This is a genomic window from uncultured Rikenella sp., assembly GCF_948810725.1.
GTDB lineage: Bacteria > Bacteroidota > Bacteroidia > Bacteroidales > Rikenellaceae > Rikenella.
Map to the genome: position 1 here is coordinate 23,518 of NZ_CAQIVA010000014.1, position 12,850 is coordinate 36,367.

General features: G+C 59.4%; 9 protein-coding genes. 4 read left to right on the plus strand and 5 right to left on the minus strand.

The annotated features are described in order from the left end of the window. Positions 1-52: 52 nt before the first annotated feature. The 4 genes from Q9S52_RS05970 to Q9S52_RS05985 form a co-directional block, all read right to left on the minus strand. Positions 53-2,398: a PCMD domain-containing protein gene (locus Q9S52_RS05970; RefSeq protein WP_304708480.1), complete on the minus strand. Its 2,346-nt coding sequence runs from the start codon at positions 2,396-2,398 to the stop codon at positions 53-55. Between the two features lie 70 nt (positions 2,399-2,468). Continuing rightward, positions 2,469-3,893: a DUF4493 domain-containing protein gene (locus Q9S52_RS05975; RefSeq protein ID WP_304708481.1), complete on the minus strand. Its 1,425-nt coding sequence runs from the start codon at positions 3,891-3,893 to the stop codon at positions 2,469-2,471. Positions 3,894-3,930: 37 nt separating this feature from the next. Next, positions 3,931-6,435 (minus strand): DUF4493 domain-containing protein, encoded by a 2,505-nt coding sequence (locus Q9S52_RS05980; RefSeq protein WP_304708482.1) that lies wholly within the window; start codon positions 6,433-6,435, stop codon positions 3,931-3,933. A 186-nt stretch (positions 6,436-6,621) separates the two neighbouring features. Next, positions 6,622-6,885, minus strand: coding sequence for a hypothetical protein (locus Q9S52_RS05985; protein ID WP_297829858.1), 264 nt, complete (start codon positions 6,883-6,885; stop codon positions 6,622-6,624). A 101-nt stretch (positions 6,886-6,986) separates the two neighbouring features. Here Q9S52_RS05985 and trkA point away from each other — a divergent pair, with 101 nt between their 5' ends. Genes trkA through Q9S52_RS06005 form a run of 4 tightly spaced genes read left to right on the plus strand, consistent with a single transcriptional unit; the run spans position 6,987 to position 11,389 of the window. After that, on the plus strand, positions 6,987-8,327 hold the full coding sequence (trkA, locus tag Q9S52_RS05990; protein ID WP_294591595.1) for a Trk system potassium transporter TrkA: 1,341 nt from the start codon (positions 6,987-6,989) through the stop codon (positions 8,325-8,327). A 12-nt stretch (positions 8,328-8,339) separates the two neighbouring features. After that, positions 8,340-9,437, plus strand: a complete 1,098-nt coding sequence (locus Q9S52_RS05995) for an SGNH/GDSL hydrolase family protein (protein ID WP_304708483.1) — start codon at positions 8,340-8,342, stop codon at positions 9,435-9,437. Positions 9,438-9,440: 3 nt separating this feature from the next. Then, the gene (locus tag Q9S52_RS06000; RefSeq protein ID WP_304708484.1) at positions 9,441-10,457 is read left to right on the plus strand and encodes an FAD:protein FMN transferase; all 1,017 of its coding nucleotides are present in this window, start codon (positions 9,441-9,443) and stop codon (positions 10,455-10,457) included. A gap of 35 nt (positions 10,458-10,492) precedes the next feature. Next, positions 10,493-11,389 (plus strand): YegS/Rv2252/BmrU family lipid kinase, encoded by an 897-nt coding sequence (locus Q9S52_RS06005; RefSeq protein WP_304708485.1) that lies wholly within the window; start codon positions 10,493-10,495, stop codon positions 11,387-11,389. A gap of 85 nt (positions 11,390-11,474) precedes the next feature. Here Q9S52_RS06005 and Q9S52_RS06010 read toward each other — a convergent pair whose 3' ends face one another. Then, positions 11,475-12,707: a YeiH family protein gene (locus Q9S52_RS06010; protein WP_304708486.1), complete on the minus strand. Its 1,233-nt coding sequence runs from the start codon at positions 12,705-12,707 to the stop codon at positions 11,475-11,477. Between the last annotated feature and the right edge of the window lie 143 nt (positions 12,708-12,850).

Below are 12,850 nucleotides of genomic sequence, written 5' to 3' on the forward strand. Positions count from 1 at the left end.
GGTTTTTCTACCGGATTCGTTCCGCGAGATCGCCTCTACTTTGCACAATAGGTCAATCCGCCGGTTGTACCCAATCGGACGCAGGAATCGGTAATTCCCATCCGAGTTTAAATTCATCTACAAACAAAACACATCCTTCGCTTCCGCAGAAGTCTCCCCCCCAGCGACTCGACGTAGCCACAATCACGATATGATCCACCTGAGTATCGATCTTCGCGGGATCATACTGAACCGGAAGCACAAAATGGACATAATCGTTCATGTTCATCTCCCCGACCGTGTGCAATTCGGCAAATCCCAACACCGAAGGATGATCCAGCGAAGCCATGTTATAGCTCAATGGTCGTGAAGAAGCTGTCCCCCAATGTTCCAGACTGATATAAATCTGACACTGGTCATCTTTACCTACCAAGTCCGGATGAGCGGTCGATCCGCTGTCGCCCCCCGCCTTCACGATTTTTTTCGAGATGTATTTAAAATAGCCCTCCAAATAAAGCGGTCGCCCCGCAAACGGTCGCCCGAATTTCGGACTGTTACGCATATCGTTCATATTGGTGGCAAACGTTCCGATAAATAAATTACCTGCCGCATGCCCCACCCCGATGCCGAGCGCCTTCAAATCTATAAAACTTTCCAATCTCGCAGCCTGTTTTCCGCTGCCACCGACTGCCACATCGCTCGTCGGGGTAGAATTGGCATCTTTCAAGGTAGTTACCCCTTCATTCCCCGTCGCCCAATAAACATGAGAAGCTGTCTTCGACGGATACCAATTCTTCTTGTTTTGCGTCCAGTCGTCGAATCCGAAATTTAAATCAGCCGTTTCGGTATATTCACCGGTCATAAAAGTCCCGACGCTCCCCGGCACCAAGCCGTCGCCGATCGGTCTGAACTCATACCTGGTCGACGGAGTCAGACCGGTCAGCAAGCCCACGAAGCTCTTCGCCGCGGCATCGACGCTCACCGTCGCCCCCTGCACCGTCACCCAGGCTCCGTCTCCCGCCCCCGCCGGCCGGTACTCGAATCCGAGCCCCGTCGGCTGAGCCGCCCCGAGCCATTTCGCCCGCACGTAGGCATACTTAGCCCCTACCCCCGGCACGCCGTTCACCAGTTCGGAAGCCAGCGCCCCGTCGGTCGAGAAGTCGCGCGCCACGGAGAGGACGATCCGCTGTTTCACCATCTGGTTGTCGTCATCGTAGATTTCGAGCTCCACCGGGTACAACCCTTCCGGCAATAACCGCCCCGCATGCTCCCCCTCTTTCCCCTTGGCCGTATTGATGAGTTCCGAGAAGTCGACCCACGTTTTCGTCCGCCCCACCATCGAGCCCGGCTCCCAAGCCACAATCCCCCGCACCTCCGTCCGCTGCGCCTCGTCGGTCGCGGCGTCGTTCCCCCCGCCCAGGGTAATCATCCCCGGCAACCCGTATGTCAGCAACACCGCCGCATCTTCGTGCCGGATCCGCAACCGCCGGATCCCGGCCGCGGCCGAAATATCGAGCCGGGCATTCCCCGCCCGCACATCGACGTTGGTCATGATCGGTTCGCGCACATTCCCTCCGTCCGCTCTGGTCACCACCGGCACCGGCCGGGTCTCCTCTTTCAATTCGAGCGGGAATTCGTACTCCGCGGCATCCGTCCGCACCGAAAGCCGGAACATCGCTCCCCCGTCCGAAACGCTCCCCACCGGGTTCATCCGCACGCGGAAGCGATAGAAATCCGCCCCCTCGGCATCGGCGATCGTCCGCACGTAGACCTGTCTCCGATCCGGCTCCTGGCGGTTGATCGCCCGGAAAATCAAGACGAACCGCCCCCGTTCCGTCTGGTTGATCCACCCCTCTTGTCCGGCATCCACCTCGGCCTGCGTAAAGGTCAGGGTATCGCGCCCCGTATATTCCCACGTGGGCTTAATCGTCAAGCTATACTCGGTGAAATTGTCCCGAATGGCCTGCTCGAACTCTTCGACTTTGACCTTGACGTTGATCAGCTTACAGGTCATCAGCACCGGCGTATTCCTCCCCGCCACGACCGTCACCGTCTGCCGTCCGCCATAGCGCGGCCTGCCGAACCGCTCTCCGCTCCCGTTCTTGCCGTTGTCCGCCGCGTGAACCGTGTAAATCCCCTCTGCCAGCCGAATCGACGCCACGGTTCGGTGGTCGTTATAATGCGCCACCGTATCCCCCGCTTCGTTCACGATATCGAGGGCATAGCCCGCATCGGTCGCCGCCGCGCTCACAGCCCCTTTCACGGTGAGTTCTTCGTTCCGCTCGAACGCCAGCGAAAGCGTTCCCTCGCCCGCCCCCAGCGGACTGCGGTTGCACCCCGCGAGGCAGCAGCCTCCGAGCAGGAGAAGCAGCCCGCTCCGAAAGAACCGGTTCGCTATATGTCTGATTTGCGTAGTCATACGCCGAAATTATTCCGTTAATACTCCGAAAAGCCGCATACGGATCGCTTCGGTCTCCCCCCGCCCCGAACTATTCGGTCAACTTAATCGCCAGCGTGGCCTCTTTGACCTTCCCGGCCTTATCGACCATCTTCAGGCCGAACTTGTGCACGGCCGCTCCGTTGGTCGCCGGATCGGCCACACTCCCGAGCAGCCCCATCAGTCCGCCCACCGAGAAGGTGTGCGAAGTCTTTCCCTTGATCGGCACGGCCGGATCGAGAATTCCGATATCCGGATTGGCGAACATATCGACCCACCCGGCCTCACTGGCCGCCGGGGGATTGGCGATGTCGAACGGTTTTCCGTTTTCCAACCCTAGCACCGGCAGCAATTCGGCCAAAGCATCCGACTGAATGGTCACATACAGCTGGTCGATCCCCTCCGGGGCGTCGAATCGCACGTCGATCAGGTTATTATCCGCCATCGAAACGGTCAGTTGATCCGTAATGACGAAAGGCGATCCGTTGAAATTAGCTCCGACGATGTCGAATTTCCCGGACGATCCTTCGTTACCGCCTTCATTTTCCCAGTTGTCGTTATTGGGCCCTCCGTCGATAATGGCATCGCCGTCCGGAATCTCGACGCGGTGTTCCGAGTCGACGGTGCTGTAATCCACCGTCACCGATGCCGAGAGTTGTCCGCTCTGCTGATACCCGACGCGCACTTTGCGCCACTCCATCGCCCTGACTCCCTCGATAATCTTCACTTGTCCCTCTCCGTCGCCGAGCGGTTTGCCGTCCTCTTTCCGTATGCCGGTCACTTTGACGTACAACTTTCCGTCATCCGGCACTTTGAAGTACCCGGCGCGCGTCTCGCCCACCGGGAACGGCAGTTCGGCATACCTGAGCTGCGCGGTCGCCGGATCGGTGTAGTCGAAATAGACCGCGGCCGACGGATTGTCGACTTTTTCGAGAAATTCCTTGTCGTACTCGACGGTGACTTTGACGTTGGCCAGCCGACACACCAGGTCGACGGTAGTCAGTTCCGATATCCGGACGGTAAAGTCTTTCACCCCGTAGTAGTACGGTGTCTCCCACTCGGCCAGCGGTTCGACCGCCAGGCTGGCTGCTTCGAGTTTGTATTTCCCGGAAGGCATGGTAACCATCTCGCCTTCGACTTCGGCAAAGGTTTTCCAGCGGTATTCCTGCCCGGTGAGGTTGTTTTTCACCACGCTCTGCCCTTTATAGTCGAGCACGGCCACGCGGAACGTCGAGATATCCGGCACTTTCGTCCCCCCGTCCCCCTTGGTTCCTCCGGCGGCATCCGCCACGATAAAATCCCCCTCCCGATCCAGCGACGCCACGCTGAGCGTTCCCGTCCGCCCGCCGTTTTCTTCTTTCTGGGCATAAGGGTCTTTGGCCGAGATGCAGGAGGAGAGCCCCACACCCATACCCCATACCACCATCGCTACGATGGTCAAAGTCCGCAGTTTCTTATGTATTCCGTATGTTTTCATATCCATACCGTTTTACTTTCTTACTTTTTATCACAGCCTACTCGAAGTCGTAGCCTAAGGTCACACGATCGATCACCAAGACATTCCCGATATGCGGGTCGCCATTCCGCATCATGGTATAATCCGGGCCGCCATTCGGCGTTCCCACGCTTTCCCAACGCACGTCAGAGCTGAAGAAGAGTTTGAGAACCGCCGCCGGTTTATCCAATACCGTATAGTCGATCTCGAGCGTGCGGTTGGTCATATTGGTCACCGCGGCGCCATTGTTCCACACCACTCCGCCTATCTTCGTCCCATCCGTCGCATAGACCTCTGCCCGAACCAAAAACTCTTTCGGAGAACCATCCGTCGAAGGGGTAAACGTATACTGGAAATTCAGCGTAGCCGGCCGCGATGCGAAAGCGGCCCCGGTTTCCGCAACGGTTTCTCCCTGGAACGTTTCATACGGATAGGTCACTTTGGTCTTGGACGACCAGGATTTGGCGTAATATTCCCAGGTTTCACTGGCATCACCCAATGACGAAGCCGAATAGGCCCCTAAATAAAGAATCGCCGCACTGGTATTCCGCACCCGTGCACCCAAAGCCGGCGAACCGCCACCGGAGAAGAAGCTGCCGGCATTGTCTCCGTCGGCTTTGGAATAGCTACCCTGCCCCCATCCCGTCGTCCGGAGCTGTACGGCCTTGCGATTATAATCCCCCGGACTGGGCACCAGCAACGTTCCGTTATTGGCCGACACTTCCGACCATGCGACCGTCCCGCTCCCCGTATTCGGATCGGTACTCAATGCCCGTTGCGAAGTGGTCAACGCATTCCGGGTCGCCCATCCCGCCGGCGGAGCCTGTACGGTCACTCCCAACGCCGTAGTAGCCGCAGCCTCGTTCCACCCCGCCGCAAAACTCCCGTCCGCACCGATCCCCGGCACTGACAATTTCCGTTCGGTTGTCCAAACCGGCTGAACAGGCGAGACCGCCCGCTCATTGGCCAGCACCCGGAACTCATACTCCGTAGCAGCCTGCAGGCCGCGCAATTCGTACTGTGCCGCATAAAAACCGCTTGCATCCGGAGCCCCACCGTTCAGCGCCGTCACGATCACATCGCCGTTCGTTCCCTCCTCCGTATCGATCCAATTCTGAGACGACGTCTTCCGATACTGCACCATAGGATGAGTTCCCGTATTCAGATCATAATTGGCCTGCACAGTAAAGAACGCACGAGTGGCCCAAATATTTCCCGTCTCGATATCGATGAATTTGACCGTCGGCGCCCTGACTTCGGCCTTCACCGCACACGGGTGATCCACATCCGGCTGCTGGTCGTAGTTATCCGTCACGGCGAACGAAAAGTCGTAAACCGCCGCCGAACCATCCTCCCGAGCCCGCATCGCGCCGCTGAAATCGACCCACACCGAAGTGGCGATCGCCGCATCCTCCGGCGAGTTCAACCCCGCACTCCAGACAAAGCCCGCCTCCCTGAGCGCCCGCCGCAACGGAGCCTCCTCCGGCAGCGAAGCCAGATCGATCTCCGATTTCCCCTCCAAAGCCGCCCCCAGCTTCGTCCCCAGCACGCCCGCAGGCCCGTCTTCGAGCCGAATCACGAACGACGACACTCCGCCCTGCGCCTCCGCCGCCACGCTCCACTTCGCCACCGACCCCTCGAACACGCTCTGCGACACCCCGGAAACGAATCCCGTCGGCGCGATCGTCGGCTTATCTTTCGGCAGGAAGTACTTCGGCACTTCGACCCAAACCTCCTTGTCCGGATTCATCGCATCGTCCGTCGTGATGATAATCCCCGACACATTCCCCTGATCCGACGCCACCCTCAACTTAAGGGTATAGGCATCCGCAGCCTGCGCCTTGGCCAGCGGCGCCGGCGAGAAGACCAGCCGCCGTCCCTCCCGGGTCACCAGATTGAACCGCATGCGCACGCTCCCCGGTTCGAAAAATCCGCACCGGGTCTCGCCGTCGACAAATCGCAGCGAGTCTTTCCCCACCGTGCGAATGTCCACCGAATAGCTTTGGTAAAAGAAGTCGAAATTCGAATCGAACTCGACCGAAATCTTGACGGTGGCCAGACGCGCCACCAGATTGATATGCAGATCGTCTTTCGCCTTGATGACGAATTTCTCCTCCGCGCGATATATATAGGTATCGAAATCCGGCACCCGTGCCCCCGCCGGTCGATATTCCGCCACCACTTTATAGGCCCCCGGCGTAAACCTCAACACCGACGGCACGTCGTCGAACGACGCCCACCGGGCCAGCGTATCCTCATGGGTATTGATTACGTATACCGCGAGGTCCTTGTGCGGATCGATCTGCGGCATCGCCGTCCGCGAAACGACCTGTTCATTTTCCGAGTGATCCACCCCGAGCGAAAGCCGCACTTCGGCATCGCCGTTCAAACCGAACGGCGCATCTCCCCGCCGCGCGCATCCCGTGGCGAGCATCCCCGCGCACAGCAACAGCCCGAGCAGTCCTCCGCGGAAAACCGTTCCGGCCGTCACCGACCGTCTCCACACGAGTTTCCATCCGTTCATCTGTCAAAATTTGGTGACACAAATCCCCCTCCGCAGACCACCTCACAATGACAAAGGTACACCATTTTTCGAATCGTGCAACACTCCGGGCTGCAAAATATGCACAAACTACCCGTTTATATCCAAAGAATTAACCACAGGACACTCCGCAGAGAGGCCCAACCGCAACGGGTCATTTCTTCAGATTTACCGACATTTATCCTCTCCCGCGCAGCTCCCGCACGCTCCGTCGCACCCGCCCGGCAGGTCGAATTTCCGCCCGAGCCGTTCGGCCTCCTCGCGCCGGATCTGGGCCGACGCGCACTCGATCCCCCGCCGCCGCATCTCGCGGTTGCTTCCCACGTCGCTCTCCAGGTCGTGCCCCTTGCGGATCAGCGTAATCGACAGTCCGAGCACGAAAAGCCCCACGGCTACTACAGCAATAGCTATGATAATCAACAGATTCGACATCGTTCCGAAAGATTTGAAAACTTCCCGCCCCCGAGGCGGAACGTCTAACAAAAATAGTGCTTTTTTCGCTACCTTTGCGAGGGTTTCATCTCTTGTTTATCATGAAGATACTGATCGCCGGAGCGGGCGAAGTGGGGAGCCACCTCGTGAAGATGCTCAGCAACGAATACCACGACATCACGATCATCGACGAAGACGAGAAGCGGCTCGACGAGCTGGCCTCGCTGTCGGACGTGCTGACGATCGAGGGCGACGTCACCTCGTTCGAGACCCTGACCCGGGGCGAGGTGCAGCGGTGCGACCTCTTTATGGCCGTGGGGCCCGAGGAGAACACCAATATCCTCTCGGCGGCGATCGCCAAGCAGCTCGGAGCGCGCAAGTCGATCGCCCGCATCGACAACGACGAATACCTGAGGCCCAACAACAAGGAGGTCTTCATCAACATGGGGATCGACTACCTCTTCTATCCGGAGAAGGCGGCGGCACAGGAGGTGATTACGCTGCTGGGGCACTCCTCCACTTCGGAATACGTCGATTTTTCGGGCGGCAAGCTCTCGCTAGTGGTTTTCCGGCTCGACACCTCGTCGCCGCTGATCGGTCGTTCGCTGATCGAGATCACGCGCGACCGCGAAAACCTGGAATACCGCACGGTGGCGATTTCGCGCGCGGGCCGGACGATCATCCCGCGCGGCGAGGACGTTTTCGAAGAGGGCGACATGGTTTACGTCATTTCGGGACGCGCCTCGGTGAAGGAGGTGACGGCCTTTTCGGGCAAACCGAACATCGACGTGAAGAACCTGATGATTCTGGGCGGTTCGCGCATCGGGCGGCGCATCGCCAAGGCGCTCCAGAACGAAATCGACATCAAACTGGTGGACTACAACCCCGAGAAGGCTTACAAACTGGCCGAGATGCTCGACAACACGCTGGTGATCGCCGAAGACGGGCGCAAGAGCGAGGTGATGATCGAAGAGGGGCTGGACAAGATGGACGCCTTCGTGGCGCTCACGGGGCGGGCCGAGACCAACATCCTGGCCGCCATGCTGGCCCAGCGGATGGGGGTCAAGAAGGTGATCGCGGAGGTCGAGAACATGAACTACATCTCGCTGGCCGAGAGCATCGGCATCGACACCATCATCAACAAGAAGCTGATTACGGCGAGTTCGATCTTCCGGTTCACGATGAACACGGACGTGCAGGCGATCAAGTGCCTCAACGGATGCGATGCGGAGGTGCTGGAGTTCATCGTCAAACCGAACAGCCCGGCGACCAAGGGGCGGATCAAACACATCAACTTTCCGCGCGAGGCGATCGTCGGCGGGATCGTGCGGGGCGACAAGGCGATGATCGCCACGGGGAACGCCGAGATTCAGGCCTACGACCGGGTGGTGGTTTTCGCCCTGCCGAGCGCCATCAGCAAAGTGGGAAGTTTCTTCGGATAATCTGTACGCACCATGAAACCGATCAAAACCATTTTCCTATCCGTACTGTTCGCCGGGAGTCTGGCGTCGCGGGCACAGTCTCCCGTCGACTGGCACGACCCGCTGGTCGCTGCCGGAACAGCAGAGGTCGATTATATTCACGGGCGAGGTTTTGCACAGAAAGACTACACACGCCTGCCGGAGTCGGCCGAACGGGTTGTGCGGGAGGCGGTGTGGTCTCTGTCGCGGAACAGCGCGGGACTCTATCTGCAATTCACGACCGACTCGCCGGAGATTACGGTGCAATACGAAGTGACGGAAGCGCACACGATGCCGCACATGCCGGCGACCGGGGTGAGCGGCGTCGACCTCTACAACGACCGGGGCGAACGGTGCTGGGGGAGCTATTCGTTCGACAATCCGATCGTTTACACCTACCGGGAGCTGCCGGACACGACGGGCACAGGGATGACTTATACGCTCTACCTGCCGCTCTACAATACCGTGCGGAAGCTGAAGATCGGCTTGCGGGAGGGCTCGGCATTCGAATTCGTGCCGAGGGAGCCGCAGCCGCCGATCGTCGTTTACGGGACTTCGATCGCACAGGGAGCTTGCGCGTCGCGGCCGGGGATGGCCTGGACGAACCTGCTGCAACGGATGACGGGGCGGCCGGTGGTGAATCTCGGTTTCTCGGGAAACGGGAAACTCGAACCGGAGGTGATCGACTACGTGGCTTCGGTTCCGGCGGCGTTGTACGTGGTGGACTGTATGCCGAACATGTATGTGCCGGAGGATAGCATCTACACCTTGGTGACGAACGCCGTGCGGCACCTCCGGCAGGCACGGCCGGAGGTGCCGATTCTGCTCGTCGAACACCCGGGCTATGCCAACCGACAGACCAACGCCGCGAAACGCGCAGACGACGAGCGGGCGGATCGGGCGCAGCGGCGCGCTTTCGCCGACCTGCGCAAGGAGGGGATCGACGGGCTGTACTACCTCTCGCGCCGCGACCTTCGGATGCCGGCGGACGGGATGGTGGACTACATCCACCCGTCGGACTACGGCATGGAGGCCTATGCACGGGCTTACCACCGGGCGGTGGAGAAAATTCTGAAACGCAAATCCCGCTAACCTATGAAAACGACGACCAGCCTGACACTTCTCGGCGCATGGGCGACACTGGGCCTCCTCTCCTGTGCGCCGAAAACGTCCTATACGATAGTAGACGGCTTTACTCAGGGAAGCACTTATCATATCGTCTACCACGATCCGCAGGGCCGCGACCTGCGGTCGAATATCGAAGAGCTGTTGGAGGATTTCGACAACTCGATGTCAGTCTACAACCCGAGCTCGCTGCTGACGCGGCTCAACGAGAACGACACCTCGGCCCGGCCGGACCGCTGGATCGCGGAGTGCCTCGCCATCGCCCGCCGGATCAGCGACGACACCCGGGGGGCTTTCGACGTGACGCTGCGTCCGCTGATCGCCGCCTACCGCATCGGGACGGAGGAGACCCCGCACCTACTGTCGCAACGGGAGATCGACTCGATCCGGGTCTTCACCGGCTACGGCAAGGTGAAGATCGAGGAGGGGCGCCTCGTGAAGACCGACCCGCGACTGGCCCTGGACTTCAACGCGATTGCGCAGGGCTATTCGTCGGACTTGGTGGGCGAACTCTTCGACTCGCTCGGTATCCGGGACTACATGGTGGAGATCGGCGGCGAAATCCTCTGCCGCGGCGAGAGCCCGCGCGGCGGGGATTGGCGCATCGGGATCGACCGACCGGTGGAGGGAAACATGGTGCCGGGCGAAGACTTGCAGACCATCCTGCGGCTCACGGACGCCGGGCTGGTGACCTCGGGCAACTACCGCAAATTCGCCTTCGACGAGAACGGCAACAAAGTGACCCACACGATCGACCCGCAGACCCTGCGGCCGACAGTGCACAACCTGCTGTCGGCGACCATCATCGCGCCGACCTCGGCCATCGCGGACGGCTATGCGACGGCCTGTATGGTGCTGGGGCTGGAGGAGAGCAAGAAGCTGCTGGCGCGGCATCGCGAACTGGAAGGCTACTTGATTTACGGCCGGTCGGACGGCTCGATGGGGGTCTACATGACGCCGAACATCGAAAAACGAGTGGCCCGATAGTCCGCGCCTCTCCTCCGTCAAAGCGCTATCCACCTATGAAAAATATACTCTTCCTCTATAACCCGATCTCGGGCGAAGCGCAGATCGTCGCCCAACTGGATCAGATCGCCCGGCATTACCAGCAGGCCGGCTATGTGCTGACCCTTTTCCGCATCACGCGGGAGAAAGGTCTCTCCGACCTCGGCACGCTGATCGGCGAATTGCGCCCCGAACACCTCCTGGTGGCCGGCGGCGACGGCACCATCAACCGGCTGGTCAACTACCTGACCCACCGGGATATCACGATCCCGATCGCCATCCTGCCGACCGGTACGGCCAACGACTTCAGCCACCTGATCGGCATGCCCGAAAACCTCGACGACGCGTGCCAGGCTATTTTGAACGGGAAGACCGAACGACTCGACATGGGACGCGTGAACGACCGCTACTTCATCAACGTCCTGAGCAGCGGTCTCTTCACCGAAGTGTCGCACAAAACGCCGACCGCCCTCAAAAACGTCTTCGGCAAACTGGCCTACTACGTCAGCAGCATCGGCGAACTGCCTTCGTTCCGCAAGATGAACATCACGGTCGAAGCCGACGAACTGACCTTCCGCGGGAGCTGCCTGCTGCTGCTGGTCTTCAACGGCCAGACGGCCGGGAACCTGAAACTCGCCAGCCACTCCAGCGCGACGGACGGGCTGTTCGACATCCTGATCATCCGGGGCGAAAACATCGTGGAGAGCGTCAAAAACGTCTTCCATTTCCTGATGAAGCGGAAGGGGGCGGCCTATCCGAGCGACATCGTCTACTTCCAGACCCGCAAACTGCACATCGAAAACGAACACGTCACGTCGGACATCGACGGCGAAAAGGGGCCCGATTTCCCGCTCGACATCGAATGCCTGCCGGGAGCCTTACCGGTGATCGTGCCGCAAAAGGCGAAGAAATAGCCGGAGGTTTTGCAACCCAATGAGAACGGGGCGCTTCTTTTCGAAAAGAAGCGCCCCCGTTTTTCAGATAGAAATCCGCATCCGGCTAATCGCCGATATGCGAGAACAAGAGGTAAGCCACGATCAAGGTCAATACGATGTTGAACCCCTGTGCGATCAGAAAGCTCCACAGCGGTTTCTTGAAATCCTTGTTGAAGATATCCTTGAAGCGGGTCTCCAGCCCGATGCAAACGAACGCGACGGCGAAGAAAAAGCCCTGCAGATTTTTGGTCACCCCTCCGATCCGATGCGCCGTCTCGACCGGCATCGCGAAGCTGAAAACAAGCGACGCCAGCACGAAACCCAACACGAATTTCGGAAAACGTTCCCACAGCACCCCTGCGGTCGGTTTCTCGCGGTGATCCTTACCGGCATACGACCAGTAGATCGAAATCGCAAAAGCCGCCAAGCCCAGCAAGACATTCTGCGAGAATTTGACAATCACGCTATACTGCTCGGCCGTTTCGCCCAGCACCGCTCCGGAAGCCACCACGGCCCCGGTCGTATCGATCGTCCCGCCCATCCAGGCCCCCGCCACTTCGGGCGACAGCCCCATCCACATGGCCAGATAAGGCATCCCGTACATCATCGGAATGGCAACCACCAAGACCAGCGAAATCACATACGACAGCTTTTTGCTGTCCCCCTTAATCGCCCCGCAAGTGGCGATCGCCGCCGACACGCCGCAAATCGACACGGCACTGGCCAGCATGGTAGACATCTCGCGATCCACGCCGAGTTTCCGGGCCACCCAATAGCCGAAGTTCCAGACGCACAGCACCACAACCAGTGCCTGAATCAGCCCCAAGGCCCCGGCCTGCATAATCTCGCCGAAAATAACGGTGGTTCCCAAGAGCACCAGCCCGATTTTGACGTAAAACTCGCTCTGCAACGCCGGCCGCATCCAATCCGGCACGCCGACGGTATTGCTGATCAAGAGCCCGAATGCCACGGCGAAAAAGACGCTCTCCAGCCCGGTGGAATTCTTCACGGCGGGCAATCCGGCAACGTACTGCGCGACCAAAGCGATCCCGAAGATCACGAGCAACGAGGGCAGTATCCCTCGCGTGGAGCGTCCGAGCATCTTGCCGGCGCCGTAAACGATCACGAACAGCCCTGCGATCAGCAGAGCGATGTTCTGCCAGGCTCCCCAGCTCGCCAAGCTCTTGGGCATCACGGGCATCTGGCCGGGCATCGCGATGGCCAACAGCATAATCAACAATCCGGCGCCTACGGCAAGCCAGTCTTCGGTCTTAAATTGATTCAGTATCTGTCGCATATATTCTCTATTGTATCGTTCGTTATCTGTCTTTGCCCGGGAGGGTACTGTTCTTTTTAACTTCGCTCCGCTCGTTTTTCTCCTCGCCGCTCGGCAATTTGCAAACCATGTTTGCATTGCCCTCGCTGGCAGCGTCGGTTGTG

Bases quoted from the DNA above. Each gene is read 5' to 3' on its own strand.
- Q9S52_RS05995 (WP_304708483.1), top strand. From the start codon at position 8,340: ATGAAACCGATCAAAACCATTTTCCTATCCGTACTGTTCGCCGGGAGT.
- trkA (WP_294591595.1), top strand. From the start codon at position 6,987: ATGAAGATACTGATCGCCGGAGCGGGCGAAGTGGGGAGCCACCTCGTG.
- Q9S52_RS05980 (WP_304708482.1), bottom strand. From the start codon at position 6,435: ATGAACGGATGGAAACTCGTGTGGAGACGGTCGGTGACGGCCGGAACG.
- Q9S52_RS06010 (WP_304708486.1), bottom strand. From the start codon at position 12,707: ATGCGACAGATACTGAATCAATTTAAGACCGAAGACTGGCTTGCCGTA.
- Q9S52_RS05970 (WP_304708480.1), bottom strand. From the start codon at position 2,398: ATGACTACGCAAATCAGACATATAGCGAACCGGTTCTTTCGGAGCGGG.
- Q9S52_RS06000 (WP_304708484.1), top strand. From the start codon at position 9,441: ATGAAAACGACGACCAGCCTGACACTTCTCGGCGCATGGGCGACACTG.
- Q9S52_RS05975 (WP_304708481.1), bottom strand. From the start codon at position 3,893: ATGAAAACATACGGAATACATAAGAAACTGCGGACTTTGACCATCGTA.
- Q9S52_RS05985 (WP_297829858.1), bottom strand. From the start codon at position 6,885: ATGTCGAATCTGTTGATTATCATAGCTATTGCTGTAGTAGCCGTGGGG.
- Q9S52_RS06005 (WP_304708485.1), top strand. From the start codon at position 10,493: ATGAAAAATATACTCTTCCTCTATAACCCGATCTCGGGCGAAGCGCAG.